This window comes from Photorhabdus khanii NC19 (assembly GCF_000517265.1).
In the GTDB taxonomy this organism is placed as follows: domain Bacteria; phylum Pseudomonadota; class Gammaproteobacteria; order Enterobacterales; family Enterobacteriaceae; genus Photorhabdus; species Photorhabdus khanii.
On the sequence record NZ_AYSJ01000002.1, the window covers coordinates 1030900 to 1046272 of the forward strand.

The 15373-nt window shown below is 40.4% G+C and carries 13 protein-coding genes; 10 read left to right on the top strand and 3 right to left on the bottom strand.

The window, feature by feature from the left end; all coding sequences use genetic code 11:
* The 10 genes from astE (at position 1) to PTE_RS04165 (ending at position 11149) form a co-directional block, all read left to right on the top strand.
* The gene (astE, locus tag PTE_RS04120) at positions 1 to 993 is read left to right on the top strand and encodes a succinylglutamate desuccinylase (RefSeq protein WP_036843351.1); all 993 of its coding nucleotides are present in this window, start codon (positions 1 to 3) and stop codon (positions 991 to 993) included.
* Between the two features lie 99 nt (positions 994 to 1092).
* Positions 1093 to 2538, top strand: coding sequence for an amino acid permease (locus PTE_RS04125; protein ID WP_036843353.1), 1446 nt, complete (start codon positions 1093 to 1095; stop codon positions 2536 to 2538).
* 508 nt (positions 2539 to 3046) lie between these two features.
* A complete protein-coding gene (locus PTE_RS04130; RefSeq protein WP_036843355.1) occupies positions 3047 to 3676 on the top strand; it encodes a hypothetical protein in 630 nt (209 codons plus the stop codon).
* Between the two features lie 567 nt (positions 3677 to 4243).
* Positions 4244 to 5128, top strand: coding sequence for an LPD16 domain-containing protein (locus tag PTE_RS04135; protein ID WP_036843357.1), 885 nt, complete (start codon positions 4244 to 4246; stop codon positions 5126 to 5128).
* 12 nt (positions 5129 to 5140) lie between these two features.
* On the top strand, positions 5141 to 6295 hold the full coding sequence (locus PTE_RS04140) for a cysteine desulfurase family protein (RefSeq protein ID WP_036843359.1): 1155 nt from the start codon (positions 5141 to 5143) through the stop codon (positions 6293 to 6295).
* Positions 6296 to 6306: 11 nt separating this feature from the next.
* Complete coding sequence (locus tag PTE_RS04145; protein WP_036843361.1) at positions 6307 to 7131, top strand: class I SAM-dependent methyltransferase; 825 nt, start codon at positions 6307 to 6309, stop codon at positions 7129 to 7131.
* 600 nt (positions 7132 to 7731) lie between these two features.
* On the top strand, positions 7732 to 8364 hold the full coding sequence (locus PTE_RS04150; RefSeq protein WP_036843363.1) for a hypothetical protein: 633 nt from the start codon (positions 7732 to 7734) through the stop codon (positions 8362 to 8364).
* A gap of 456 nt (positions 8365 to 8820) precedes the next feature.
* Entirely contained in the window at positions 8821 to 9690 is an 870-nt protein-coding gene (locus tag PTE_RS04155) for a hypothetical protein (RefSeq protein ID WP_081738144.1), read from the top strand.
* A complete protein-coding gene (locus PTE_RS04160) occupies positions 9680 to 10081 on the top strand; it encodes a DUF1240 domain-containing protein (RefSeq protein ID WP_036843366.1) in 402 nt (133 codons plus the stop codon). Before PTE_RS04155 ends, PTE_RS04160 begins: the two co-directional genes overlap by 11 nt.
* 408 nt (positions 10082 to 10489) lie before the next feature.
* Positions 10490 to 11149 carry a hypothetical protein gene (locus PTE_RS04165; protein ID WP_036843368.1) on the top strand — a complete coding sequence of 220 codons (660 nt, stop codon included), beginning with the start codon at positions 10490 to 10492 and terminating at the stop codon, positions 11147 to 11149.
* A gap of 97 nt (positions 11150 to 11246) precedes the next feature.
* Here the strand turns inward: PTE_RS04165 and PTE_RS04170 are convergent, their stop codons facing one another.
* The 3 genes from PTE_RS04170 to ackA all read right to left on the bottom strand — a co-directional run bounded on the left by PTE_RS04170 (position 11247) and on the right by ackA (position 15257).
* Positions 11247 to 11660, bottom strand: coding sequence for a type II toxin-antitoxin system HicB family antitoxin (locus PTE_RS04170; RefSeq protein ID WP_036843370.1), 414 nt, complete (start codon positions 11658 to 11660; stop codon positions 11247 to 11249).
* 183 nt (positions 11661 to 11843) lie between these two features.
* Complete coding sequence (pta, locus tag PTE_RS04175) at positions 11844 to 13970, bottom strand: phosphate acetyltransferase (protein WP_070974827.1); 2127 nt, start codon at positions 13968 to 13970, stop codon at positions 11844 to 11846.
* A gap of 84 nt (positions 13971 to 14054) precedes the next feature.
* Positions 14055 to 15257, bottom strand: coding sequence for an acetate kinase (ackA, locus tag PTE_RS04180; protein WP_036843372.1), 1203 nt, complete (start codon positions 15255 to 15257; stop codon positions 14055 to 14057).
* Positions 15258 to 15373 lie beyond the last annotated feature (116 nt).

A 15373-nucleotide genomic window follows, 5' to 3' on the forward strand; every position in this document is an offset into this window, starting at 1 on the left:
ATGGATCTGTTAACTTTATTGCTTGAAAAGAAACTTGCCAGCCACCTGACGTTTCCAGAAACAATTAATGCGAGTTGGCTGGCAGAAGGAGTATTGCAACTTATTCCCCATGTTCCCCATGAAGGAAAAAACCGGTCACTGGTGATTTCTGCCGGTATTCACGGTAATGAAACCGCGCCCATTGAAATACTGATTCAGTTACTGGCACAGTTGGCAGATGGCACGTTACCGTTAAAAAATAACCTGTTGATTATCTTTGGTAACTTGCCGGCTATGCGGGAGAATCGACGTTATCTGCATAACGATTTGAATCGCATGTTTGGTGGCCGTTATCTGGATTTTCCTCTGGGAAATGAGCGATCACGCGCGGCTGAACTTGAAAATATTGTCAGTTGCTTTTTTGCTGAACCTTCAGTGTCCTCTGCAAATATGCGCTGGCATATTGATCTGCATACCGCTATACGTGCTTCTCATCATGAACAATTTGCATTGTTACCTGCTCAAAGCCGTCCATTTTCTGCTGAATTTATGCAATGGTTGAATGACAGCGATATTGATGCGCTTGTTTATCATCGTTCAAAAGCAGGGACTTTCAGCCATTTTCTGCATGAAAAGTTTGGGGCGGATAGCTGTACGATGGAAATGGGTAAGGCGATGCCTTTTGGTAGAAATGATTTAACAAGGTTCCAAAAAATTACGGATTCTCTTTATGGTTTAATCTCTTTATCACAAATAGCCGCACGAGTTAAACCTGAGCTGAAACATTACCAGGTAATGGATGCCATTATTAAGAGCGATGAAAGTTTCCAGCTTCATATTCCCGCAGATACCATGAACTTCACTGAATTGCCGGAGGGATTTGAAATCGCCAGCCAGCATGATCACCATTGGAAAATTAAATTCCCGGCAAAATTTATTTTATTTCCTAATGCTGAGGTTGCTAATGGATTACGAGCGGGATTGTTACTTGCCTTAAATGAAAAAAATAATTAAATAAAATAAACTCCATTTTCTTCCTGAAGCAGTGACAACTTCTTCTTCAGAAAGATTCAGCGGTCTGTTTCTTCGCTTTAATGACGGACGGGTATTATCATGATACAAAATAATAAAAATCAACAAAACATTTCGGCAGAAAAATGCTCTGGTTCGCAAGAGCTTCATCGGGGATTGAGTGCACGCCATATTCAGTTAATTTCCATTGGCGGTGCTATTGGTACAGGCTTATTTATGGGGTCAGGAAAGACCATTGCCATATCCGGTACATCGATCATTATTACCTATGCCATTGTGGGTTTTTTTGTCTATATGGTGATGCGGGCGATGGGGGAATTACTTCTCACTAAACTGAATTATCGCTCTTTTGCTGATTTCGTATCTGATTATTTAGGGACGAAAGCGAGTTTTTTTCTCGGCTGGACTTACTGGATGAGTTGGATTGTATCCTGTATTGCTGATGTTGTGGTTTGTGGCGGATATATTCAATATTGGTTCCCTGGCGTCTCTCTTTGGGTACCTGCGTTTTTGACGCTGGGTTTACTTTGTACTTGCAATCTTCTTTCTGTGCGATTATTTGGCGAAGCTGAATTTTGGTTCGCCATTATTAAGGTGATTGCTATTTTAGCGTTGATTATGGTGGGTATCGGTATGGTGATGATAGGTTGGCAATCACCGGATGGTATGACCGCATCTATTAATAATTTGACTGATCCATCAGTATTTCTGCCGAATGGTATTTTTGGTTTTTTTGCCGGTTTCCAGATAGCGATTTTTTCTTTCACGGGTGTTGAACTGGTGGGGACCATGACAGCGGAAACAAAAGATCCGGAAAAGATATTGCCGAAAGCGATCAAGAATATTCCGATAAGAATCATTATTTTCTATATTTTCTCCATGCTAAGCATCATTGCGGTGACTTCCTGGGGAAGGATTTCATCTGAAACCAGTCCTTTTGTGACCTTATTTGCTCTGGCTGGTTTGCCTGCCGCCGCCGCTATTGTTAACTTTGTTGCATTAACGTCGGCAATGTCCTCTGCTAACAGTGGGTTATACGCCTGTACGCGCATGCTTTATGGCTTATCAACGGAAAGAAATGCGCACCGGAAATTTAAAATTCTTTCCCGTAATACAGCGATTCCTGTACATAGCCTGATATTTTCCTGCTTCTGCATGATCATTGGCACATCACTTTTATTTATCATGCCGGATGTCATGAGATTATTTATTATTGTATCAACCGTTGCCTCTATTATGGTTATTTATAGCTGGTGTATGATATTGATTGCTTATTTAGCTTATCGTAAACATCATCCTGATTTGCATAAGTGTTCAATATTTAAGATGCCTCTGGGGGTGCCAATGACCTGGATAACGCTGGTTTTTTTCGCTCTGACTGTCGTCGTTATGGTTTTTGATCCGGATACATTGGTTGCGCTCTGTGGCACCCCTTTATGGTTTATTGCGTTAAGTATTTTGTGGCGCATGAAGAAGAAAAATGAGGCGCAGGAAGAACAATGTTCGAGGAGTCACCAGTTATTTTAAAGTAAGATTGCATTTTCTATTGAAAGCTATTTTACAAAAGATATAAATAGTTATTGGACTTTATTATCAAAATGGTTTTTTTATAAAAATAACTGTAGATCGAGTATTTAGATTATTATGGAATAAAAAAATAATGATTATTCTATTGTGTGTATAATATTATGATAATTTGCGATGGTTGGTTTTGCATATTATTGAAATTATTCTTTTTTTATCTTATTGTTATCTTGTTTTTTAATATTTCAATAAGTTTTTTTTAACTTGGTCATTCTTGAATTTGTTTTTTCTGATTGTGTCATCTATCTTTATTTAAAGGTGGGTGATAATGAGAGAGGCTAACGAAATAATCTTATATTAATGGCATAATAAGTTTTATAGTGGAATAGTGTTTTAAATTATTATGTGCTATTTAGCGCCATAGTATATTCTAACATTAATTTATTAATGATGACAATGAAGTTTATCTTTTATTGGGTGTAAAAACTATTAATAACACAAGGATAACAATATGAGTTTTAATAAAAAAGTTTTTCTTATTTCCCCTTTTTTACTCATTATGAGTAGTTTTAGTATGGCATGTAAAACAGATCCGGAAGTAGAAAAAGTCATAATCAAAAATAATCTGCAAGATACCAAAGTTATGTCTATGTATAAAAGTTGCACGCTTACAGTCGATGTAAACACGCCGAATAAAATTACGCTAATAAATAAAAAAGCTTTAAATCTTGATAGTAATTCAGAAAAAGCAATGTATTGGTATAGAGGGATGGGTATAAATGAATATAAAGTATTTGATCATAATAAATATACAAAAGTTCCTTGCGTCACAGAAGAAAGTTTCTGTGGAATAGCCCCCGAATATACCTATGCGAAAAGTTATCTGACAAATAAAAACCCAGGAGTTGTTATTGAGTTCAGTACGATAGAACCGGGGTGGTTATATAATGATTTTACAGTTAAAAATAAGTGTCAAATTAAAGCTGAAGGTGGAGGAACATACGGGCTTGGTAAAACAGGAACATCGGCAAGTTGTGATGTGGAATATAAGAAACTTGGAATAGGAAATGTATTTAATAAGTGGTTGGAAAAACCAACAAAAATAGACGTTATAATTTCTTATGTGGTATTAGCAAAATAGGTTTTAAACGATATTCTCTAAATATATAGCACCGAATGTTGATAACTTCGGTGCTATGCCTGTGCAGCAGGTGATGTACAGTTACACAGAATTCTTGGTCGCCATTGACAGCTCAATCTTTCGCTAATGCAGAGATATTCAGTTTTTATCGTACTGGATGCTCTCTTTATTCCATTTCATGAATAAGTTCCTATATGTGTCAGTAAATTTTAATTAATTATTGTGATTGTTCTATTTTGTTAATGTTAACTCTATAATTTATTTCTGGTCGATAACTGATGATTTACGATGGTGAATTACAAGTTAATTATAAATAACATTTTGTTTAATCTATATATTCAATATATAAATATATATATGCATTATTAATATTTTATTAAATTATTAATTAATTGCTAACTAAATATATTGAAATATATAATTAATTACCCACAGAATAACTATTCTGAGGGAGGTGCTCATAGTGAGTGAAATTCAGAGATCCACCGGGGACGTTCGAGGGGTCATACTGTTTTCAACGCTATGGCACGGACTTTCGATTAACAATAACAACAATAGCGAGAGCATATGCAACAAATCAGCATCTCACACAGCCACCGTCTGGTTCAATCCGAGGCAGAGTTATTCGATCTTATTCTCACCGAAGTGACTAACACGCCGCATTCGGATCTCGTCATTATGGCAGGGCATTTCATGCTCTTCCTTGATGAAGCCCAAGGATGCCTCGTACCGGGGGTCATTGAAGAAAATACTTCGCCCATGCGAGAAAAAATTGAACGGCGCGTAGGAATCTTTCCTGGATACACCTGGGAACTTGGTGTTCGAATCGCAGAGCAGCTTAATAACCAATTCAAAGCGATTAAATTTCTGCTGCTCATTAACGATTGGCAATATGTTTCACTCTCCAGTGGACCTGCATCCGAACTAAGAAGTGTTTATTATGAGAAATTCTCCGCGCTGCCGGATTCGTATAGCTCCGTTTTGAAACGTAGCGGGCAATTCTCTGAGCAAAACATGCTCGCCAGCCGAAAGCATCCTCTTGTCTATCCGGAAACCTGGCTGAAATACCGGTTCCAGAAAAGCGCCGATAAGTTAGTAAAAGCGGGGCTGTTAAATCGTCGCGTTCTCGATAATGGCCCTGATGCCGGAACCGAAATTTCCCTTGTGGACGAAAATGGTAACTATAAGCCTCTTATTACTTGCGGTGTTACCGGATGTGCGGGAGAGATCACTGAGATGATCTCTGAGGTCTACAAGGCGCAACATCGTCTTCTGGTGATCTTTGCTCCCGGCGAATGCTTTCAACCTGTCAAAACAGGGGTAAGCACTGCGCTCTCCCTGTATGGGCTTTCGGGTATGAAGGTGATCGTTGCGGATCCCGGTGGAAGCGGAGAAATGCAGACACAGGAGATCTATTCGAAGCTTGTTAACGTTGCCGTCTTCACTTCCTGATGGGGAGTTATTATGAATGTTAATGAAAACCCGAATGGCATCATCTATCTGGATCATTGTGCCACGACACCATGTTTTCCTGAGGTTGCCGACATCATGCGGTTCTACATGGAGCATGAATTTGGTAATTCTTCTTCTGCTCATGTGATGGGGCGTCGTGCCCGGCATGCGATTGAGAACGCAGCCCAACAAGTTGCGTCTCTCATCGGTGCCCGTCCAGAGGAGATTGTTTTTACATCAGGCGCTACAGAAGCCAATAACATGGCTTTTTTCTCGAGTTTTGCTCACAACGAATGCGCTCCTGCGGGGGCGCTACTTTGTCCCATCGACCATAAATCTGTGTTACTTGTGGGTAAAGAGTTGGCTCGCCGGGGGCTTGCCGTTGAGTACCTGCCGGTTGCCGCTAATGGTCGGGTACAAGTGGAAGATGTCATGACCAAACTGACTGCCGACACCCGTATTGTCAGCATTGCTCATGTGAATTCTGAGCTAGGCACCGTTCAGCTGGTGGATGAGATCGCCGCGACCACGCGTCGGTCAGGCGCTTGGCTACATGTGGATGCCGTCCAGTCTGTCGGCAAAATTCCCGTGAACGTCAAGGAAACTGGCATTGATATGCTTTCATTTTCCGCTCACAAACTACGGGGGCCGAAAGGAATTGGGGCACTTTTCGTTGATAGAAGTATCGCGGCGCATTTGCGGCCCTTCATCTATGGTGGTGGTCAGAATCATTTGCGCAGCGGCACCTTGCCAACGCCGTTAATTGTAGGGTTTGGCCTTGCGTGCCAGAGGGTTCAGTCAACCCTCATGCAACGTCAAGCAAAAGTCAATGCATTGAGAGACTATTTCATTACTCGTCTTCATCAAAGAGTGCCGGATGCAGTATTGAATACCGATATCTCTTGCAGTTCCCCATACATCGTGAATGTTCAGTTCGAAGGTATCGCTTCGGAGGCGCTAATCTCTGGGTTGCATCAGGTGGCTATATCGTCAGGTTCAGCCTGTAACTCCGCGGAACTACAGCCTTCGCACGTGCTCACAGGCATTGGCTTGAGCTCGGCTCAGGCCAATGCGTCGGTTCGGTTCTGTTTTGATCCGGATCTCGACAATGCGGTGCTGGATACTGCAATCGAACATCTTGTCTTCCGACTCAATTCTATTCGTTAGGAGTACTACCTATGACTATGCAAACTTCCCTTTCAAGTACTGGCAGTGGCTTTTACGAACGGGCTTTCGGTAGTTTCTCTGCCGAAGCGGTATCCGAGGTACGCAAAGAGACCTATGGCGAAGACTTGGGACAGAACAACTGGTCCCCTGTTGACGAGTTTAGACAGTTCTCGCAATGGCTTCAATTATCCGACCGCTCGCATGTGCTGGATGTATGCAGTGGATCTGGGGGGCCGGCCCTGTTCCTGGCGAGGAACAACGGTTGTAGGGTGACGGGTGTTGATATTCATCCTGACGGCCTTCTTACTGCCAGGCAACTTGCGGCGGATTTCGGGCTGAAAGACCAAAGCAACTTCGTTGACAGTGATGTGCGTCAGCCTCTGCCATTTCCTGACGGCACTTTTGACGCGTTATGGTGCATCGATTCTGTCATTCATATTCCGGATCGATTGGCCCTGTTGCGCGAATGGTGCCGGCTACTGAAACCGGGCGGGCGGTTCTTGTATACCGATCCTACTCTGGTAACAGGGATGCTCAGTAAAGACGAAATAGTGTTACGTGGTATGCCGGGTTATTTCCTTTACACCCCGATTGGATTGAACGAGAGTTTAATCAGCGAGGCGGGGCTTTGCCTCGAAAGGCAGGTGGATCTCACTCAAAGCGTTGTTGAGCTTAGTGAGCGTTGGCGTGCCGGGCGCGAGAAGCGCAGGGAGCAATTCACCGCAATGGAGGGTGAAGAAGCGTTCGAGCGTATGCAAAACTTCTTGTCTACCACGCGGTTAATCTCAATCGAACGAAGGATGTCGCGCGTGGCCTTTATCGGTTATCGTCCGTGATATCTTTTACCTCTTTGCCCTATTGGGCAAAGAGGTATTTTACATATTTTATGTGAATAAATACGAACCTGTTTACTCGTAGAGTCATTATGTTGTACTTATTATGTGAAGCCGGGTTTAATTTAAAGTAAATGTAGAGATTGTTCCAAAATATATTTTTAATGTTATCGGGATATGTCTGTATTTTCTTTAATTATATTTGGGATTTTCAGAGTTTATCTAAATGATTATTCGATTTTATTATCATTGCAATATGTTTTTAGACCATTGCAGAATAAAAAATTAGATAATTATTCCATTCTGTCTATTTGTGAAATTATTTTGAATTTATGTTGTTAATATATTATTTTTATGTTGTCTTGATATATAAATGAAATATTTTTTATTTTAATCATATTGGAATTTGTTTTTGTTTTTTATGATTTAATAACATATCTTTATTTAAGTCAGGTCATAGCAAGAGAGAATGATGTAATTGGTTAATTTATTATATGTCATCTGTAATGATATGTTTTAAAATAAGTATATTAACAACAATGAAATTTATTTTTATTCCATTGAACGTTAAACTTCTTAATTAAATAACGCAAGGAGATAAGTATGATTTTGAATAAAAAAGTTTTCCTGATTTCCCCTTTTTTACTTGCTATAAGTAGTTTTAGTATGGCGGCATGTAAAACAGATCCGCAGATAGAGAAAATAATCACTAAAAATGGACTGGAAAATACCAAAGTGATGTCTATGTATAAAAATTGCACACTTTCAGTCTTGGCAAATACACCCAATAAAGTGACATTAGTCAATAAGAAAGCGGCAAAACGTGATGATGAAGCAAAAAATGCGATGTACTGGTATAGAGGAATGGAAATAAAAGAATATAAAGCATTTCACCAGAATAAGTATAAAAGCCTTCCTTGTGTTAAAGGAGAAAGTTTTTGTGGAATTGCTCCCCAATATACCTATTCGCAAGGTTATCTGACAAATAAAAAACCTGGAGTTGTTATTGAGTTTAGTACAATAGAACCGAAATGGTTATATAATGAATTTACAACTAAACATAAGTGTCAAGTTAAAGCTGAGGGAGGAGGCACATACGGGCTTGGTGTGACAGGAACATCAGCGAGTTGTGATGACCAATACAAGAAACTTGGAATAGGGAATGTATTTAATAAGTGGTTGGGAAAACCAGCAAAAATAGATGTTATAATTTCTTATGTGTTATTGGCAAAATAATATTTAATATCTTTTTTAGTTGTATGATTGTCAGTTTTAAATGATTTTTCTAAATACAGCACCGAATATTCATGATTTCGGTGCTTTTTTATTGGTGATGGATTTATATATGTTTGGTTTTCTCTTAAATAACATTTTATTTACTTATTAGAAGAAATGGCTTTGTTTGTAATAGGCGTTTTGGAAAATGGCATTTAAAATATTTCTGATCGTTTTATATTTATCATTCCTGTACTTAAGTATCCATTCCCGTCTCGTCAGGTTAAATAAGATTTGACTATCGGGATTTTGTCTTGTCCCTTGTTCAACACTTTGCTATTGTATAATTGATGTGGCTATTTTTTATGCGGCTGAGTTATGTTTTAATTTTTAATGAGTTTAGCTGTATGGGTGATAGAGAATAGTTACTACAACAACTCGGTGATGCGTTAGTGAATTATTGAAGGAGGTTTCACCATGACATATAAAAAATACTGCCCCTCTTGGGAAGGTTATATGGGAGATTTCCTAAGAGGTCATGTTGGGGATAATCAATTAAAACCCCAGCATGAGTTCTTTGATGCTATTGGTCTTGAAAAGCAGTTAAGAGAGAATACAATGTATATTGCATTGCTATCATTGGAAGAGGCAAAAAGTGTTTTGGAAGATATTGATTCTCCAAAACCAAAAAGTCCGTTTATGAAGCGTGTGTTCTCGGTTGCGGATCCAATATCACCCTATGCAGGTAACATACGTGATGCTTTTGATTTTACAAATGTAGTGAGAGAATTTAAGAGATTAGGGATTAAAGCGACAGAGTATGTTGGTAAAAATGGGGAGAAATATATTAAAATATCAGGTTATGCCGGATTCAGGAAAATTATTACTGCTTCACGATACGGCGCTTCTAACATGAAGATGATATCTATGGGGATTGGGCAGCAGGGAATAAATAGTGGCATAGTTAAAGGATTAAAATTCGGTATATTATTTTCCGCAGCTTATAGAACTGTTGAACTTATATTTAAGGATGAATACACACTGGCTGATTTTTTAGGTAATATTGCTGTAGATCTGGCTAAGGCAGCAGTAGCAGCCTTTGTTTCTTGGGCTACGGGGGTTTTTCTTTCAGCTTTGTTTGTGACAGGTGCTAGCGTAATTGTTGTGGCTGGTGCTATGCTTCTTGTGGGAGTTTTAACGGTATATACACTTGATATTATAGATAAGAAATTTAAAGTTAGTGAAACTGTAATTAATTTACTCAAAAAAGAAATGGAGAGAAAACTAAAAGCACCAGAAGCTAATTTCAATCAATTTCTTTATAACTGGGGGCGCTATGGGAAATAGAAAAAAAGTTATACATATCATCGGCGCTTTTGCTATTTTTCTTTTAACGTTATCAGGTTTCTTTTTGACCGGAGAAAATTTAATTTCTTTAGTTAAAATGGATGAGAAAATAACATTTTCAAGTAGTGTTTTTATGATATTTTTTTCTTTTCCTTTGCTTTCATACCTTATGATTTTTGTTATTTTTTTTAATATAACGAACCGTTGCCCAAAACATCATGATAGTTTTATTAATTATTTTGGGTTTATTGCTATTGCTTCAATTTTTCTAAGTTTCCCAACATCTTTATACGTGAATTATAAATTAAGAAGTGATAATTATTTGGTATGTGAAAGAATATCCTGGATGTCCCCTAATACTTATGTAAAAGATATTAAGCTATGTGATTAATATTATTGAACTTACTATGTGAAACCGGCAAGTTTACGGTCAGCTATAATCGTAATCTTATGAGGTCTTTTATATTATTATGATATAAAAAAACAGTAGCTATTACTTTATTATAGATAACATGTAAATATTGATAAATAATTTATTTTATATGTTATTGAAATTGTGTTGTTTTTAAATTTTCTCTGTCTTGTCTCTCATATATTTAAATGGATTTTTTTAATTTAAATATTCTACAATTTGTGTTTTTTGATTTAATAATCTATCTTTATTTTATAACAATGTTATGTATTAGGTAATTATATTCTTATGAAGTTTATATTTATATGTGTTTTATAAAGATGAAGTCTATATTATTCCATTTTGGATTAAATAAATAAATAAATTAAATCAAGCAAGGAGATAAATATGCATTTGAATAAAAAAATCTTCCTAATTTCCCCTTTTTTACTCGCTATGAGTAGTTTTAGTATGGCATGTATAAAAGATCCGGAGGTAATTAGGAATCAGGTAAAAGACGCAATAATTAAAAATGGATTGGAAAAGACCAAAGTGATGTCTATGTATGAGAATTGCAAACTTAGAGCGAATGTAAAAGATTTTGAAAAGAGAAGGGATATTGAGTTAAATAATACTTCTACTTATAATCAAGACAATGATGCAGTAAACGCGAAGTATTGGTATAGAGGGATGAGTAGAGATGAATATATATTATTGGATCGCAATGGATATAATAAAATCCCTTGTGTTGAAGAAGAAAGCTATTGCGGAATTGCACCTCAATATACTTATGCAAAAACGTATCCGAAAAGTGTAAAACCAAAGATTACTATAGAATTCAGCACAGAAGGACTTGGTTGGTTATATAATGAATTCACAACTAAAAATAAATGTCAAACTAAAGCAGAAGGTGGAGGGACATATGGGCTTGGCAGAACGGGAACATCGGGTGATAAAGTAAGTAGTTGTGTTGCTGGATATAAGGTAGGGGTTGAATTTAACAACTGGTTATCAGGACATAAAATACAATCTCAAGTTTCTTATGTATTATTACCCAAAAATCCGTAAAAATAGCTGTAATATTTGTTCTGCAACTCATGTTGTTATTAACCTTAAATGTGCGCAGATAAATATAAACGCGAAGTGCCGCAGATATGCGGCACAATTAAATTGTTTTTTGTAGTTCATTACGCGCAGCCTGAGCCAGAAAACCGCTTCTGCTGCTATATTCAGGATGGTCATGTACAATGGTATCAATACGATGTAATAAACGATGTGGCAAGGTAATGTTGATCCGTTCGGCTCTGCCATCGAATTTATCCATATTGACATCAATTAAGAACCATTGACCACCAACATATTCACAAATATTTTCAGCGAGATGTTCTTGCATTGTTCTTGCCTTGGGGAGTTCTGATTCATTTTGCGCTAATAATTCAAAATGTGTCTCAATAGCACTTTTTGCATCTTGCCAGGTTTCTTCAAGTGTATCGCCAGCAAAATAACAGCCGGATACATCAGGAAACCAGCCGCTTGCGCTGCCATCTGTATCAACTTCAATAAAAGCGGGATATAACATATTTTTTCTCCTGATTTGAGTATTTTTGGTTTACTTCATTGAAGATCCGCATCTTTCATAATCTGGCGCAATCTTTCAATTTTATCTCTTTCCGGGGATAAAAATGAAAATAAAAAGGCCGAACCCAGTGAAACACAGGATTCAGCCTTTATCAGCCATTAATCTGCTATGGATAAGAAACGGTTACGCTTCTCCCTGTGCTGATTGAATCGCAGTCAGTGCAACGGTGTAAACAATATCGTCTACTAAAGCGCCACGGGACAAATCGTTAACCGGTTTACGCATACCTTGCAGCATTGGCCCGATAGAAACCAGATCCGCAGAACGTTGTACTGCTTTATAAGTGGTGTTACCGGTGTTCAGATCAGGGAAGATGAACACGGTGGCTTGACCGGCAACCGGTGAGTTTGGCGCTTTGGATTTCGCCACATCTGCCATGATAGCGGCGTCATATTGCAATGGACCATCAATGATCAGGTCTGGACGTTTTGCTTGCGCCAGACGGGTTGCTTCACGTACTTTTTCAACATCACTGCCCGCACCGGAGTTACCGGTAGAGTAGGAGATCATAGCAACACGAGGCTCGATACCAAATGCTTTAGCAGAATCCGCCGATTGAATGGCGATTTCAGACAGTTGTTCAGCCGTCGGATCTGGGTTGATTGCACAGTCGCCGTAAACCAGAACTTGTTCTGGTAGCAGCATAAAGAATACGGAGGATACCAGCGAGCTACCCGGTGCAGTTTTGATTAACTGCAATGGTGGACGGATCGTGTTGGCTGTGGTGTGTACCGCACCGGAAACCAAGCCGTCAACTTCGCCCTGTTCCAGCATCAAGGTACCCAGAACAACGTTGTCTTCCAGTTGTTCGCGTGCGACGACTTCGGTCATGCCTTTGTTTTTACGCAGTTCAACTAGACGTGGGACATAGCGCTCACGTACAGCAACCGGATCAACAATTTCAATACCGGTACCCAGTTCTATTCCCTGAGCCGCCGCAACACGACGGATCTCTTCTGGATCGCCCAGCAGCACACAGCGCGCAATACCCCGGTCAGCACAGATAGACGCCGCTTTCACGGTACGAGGCTCATCACCTTCAGGCAGAACAATCCGCTTACCTGCTTTGCGTGCCAGCTCAGTGAGTTGATAACGGAATGCCGGTGGCGACAGGCGGTGTGGGCGTTCAGAGTTCGCTGTCAGCGAGTCGATCCACTCTTTGTTGATGTGTTGTGCGACGTAGTTTTGCAGTTTTTCGATACGTTCATGGTCATCTGCCGGTACTTCCAGGCTGAAACTTTGCAGGCTCAGGGAAGTCTGCCAGGTGTTGGTATCAACCATAAAGACGGGCAGGCCAGTGCCGAAAGCACGTTCACACAGTTGCTTAATAGGTTCATCAATGGCATAGCCGCCGGTTAGCAGAATTGCACCGATTTCAACGCCATTCATAGCCGCCAGACAAGCTGAAACCAGAACATCTGGACGATCAGCAGAAGTCACCAGCAGGGATCCCGGACGGAAGTGCTCCAGCATATGTGGAATGCTGCGTGCACAGAAGGTCACGGATTTCACCCGGCGGGTTTTAATTGCGCCTTCGTTGATAATGCGGGCGTTCAGGTGTTTTGCCATATCGATTGCACGCGTCGCAATCAGATCAAAATTCCACGGAATGCAGCCAAGGATTGGCAATGGGCTATTTTTAGCCAGCTTGTTTGGATCGATGTTAGCGACGATGGCTTTTGAGGATTCGTCAAAGATCTCTGACAGATCAGGACGGGTACGGCCTTGATCATCAACCGGCGCATTCAGTTTGTTAATAATAACACCGGTAATATTCTGGTTTTTGCTGCCGCCAAATTCAGCACGAGCCAGTTCAACGCGTTCTTTCAATTGCTCCTGGGAATCGTTACCCAACGCCAGTACGAACACAATTTCAGCGTTCAGTGTCTTGGCGATGTCATAGTTCAGCGATTGGGAGAACGGATGTTTACGGGTTGGAACCAAACCTTCAATCAGGATAACTTCTGCGTCTTTGGTGTTTTCGTGGTAAAGGGCCACGATCTTTTCCATCAGGACATCTTTCTGATTCGTGGTCAGTAAAGATTCCACATAGGCCATATCCAGTGGTTCAGCGGTTTTAATGCTGGAATGAGAACGGATGATTGCCGTGGTTTGATCTTGTGCGCCACAGCAACGGGATTGGGCGATGGGTTTGAAAACACTCAGGCTGACGCCTTTCTGCTCCATTGAGCGGATAACACCCAAACTCACACTGGTCAGGCCGACGCTGGTGCTGGTAGGGATCAACATAATTGTGCGGGACACGGAAACCTCTTTACGGTTGCTCGTTGGTCAAAATAGTACCGCCAGCAGTGGCTGGCGGTGTGCAAAGTATTACGCGGTCAGGCGTGCAGCGTCTTGAGCGATGACTAATTCTTCATTCGTCGGGATCACCAGAGCAGGACGGCTGTTGTCAGTAGTGATAGTACCGGATTTACCGAAACGGGCAGCCAGGTTGCGTTCGTGATCATATTCAAAACCTAACAGAGCCAGTTTTTTCAGCACCAGTTTACGCACCAGTGAGGAGTTTTCACCGATACCACCGGTAAAGATAATGGCATCCAGACGGCCTTCCATCAGTGCAGTGTACGAGCCAATGTATTTAGCCAGACGGTGGCAGTAGACATCCATAGCACGTTTAGCATCGGCTTTGGTTTCGTAGTTATCTTCGATATAACGGCAATCGCTGGTGACTTCTGTCAGACCCAGCAGGCCAGATTCTTTGGTCAGCAGTTTGTTGATTTGTTCAACGCTCATGCCCAAAGCGTCATGCAGGTGGAAAATGATAGCAGGATCGATATCACCGCTGCGGGTACCCATGACCAGACCTTCCAATGGCGTTAATCCCATAGACGTGTCGACACATTGACCATTAACGATAGCGGAGATAGAACCGCCATTACCCAGATGGCAGACGATAACATTCAGCTCTTCAACCGGTTTGTTGAGCGTTTTTGCCGTTTCACGGGAAACGAAGAAGTGGCTGGTTCCGTGTGCGCCATAGCGACGGATACCATGCTCTTTATACAGATTGTATGGCAGGGCATACAGGTAAGCTTCTTCCGGCATGGTTTGATGGAAAGCGGTGTCGAAAACAGCAACGTTTTTGTCCGCCAGATGTGGGAAGCCTTTTTTCGCTTCTTCAATACCAATCAGGTGAGCAGGGTTGTGCAGTGGTGCGAATGGAACTGCATCTTTAATGCCCTGAATAACGTCATCATTGATGGTGACAGAAGCGGTGAATTTTTCACCGCCGTGAACAATACGGTGACCGATGGCGGCGATTTGAGCAGAAAGTTCTGGTTTTTCCGCCAGAATAGTATTAACAATAAAGTTCAATGCTTCACTGTGGGCTGCACCAGCACCTAAAGCGGCTTCATGTTTTGCGCCATCCATTTTCCACTTAATACGGGCTTCAGGCAGGTTAAAACACTCAGCTAGACCAGAAAGATATTCTTCACCGTTAGTAGGATCGATGATAGCAAATTTCAGAGAAGAGCTACCGCAATTGAGAACCAGTACCAGCTTACTTGACATGGAAATACCTATATCTTGTTTGTCATTGTGTCTTACAGATAAGACATGTGATTAATAAAACGTCAATTACTCATCAGCATAGCGCATAGCAGTGATGACGTTAAATGATTAACATC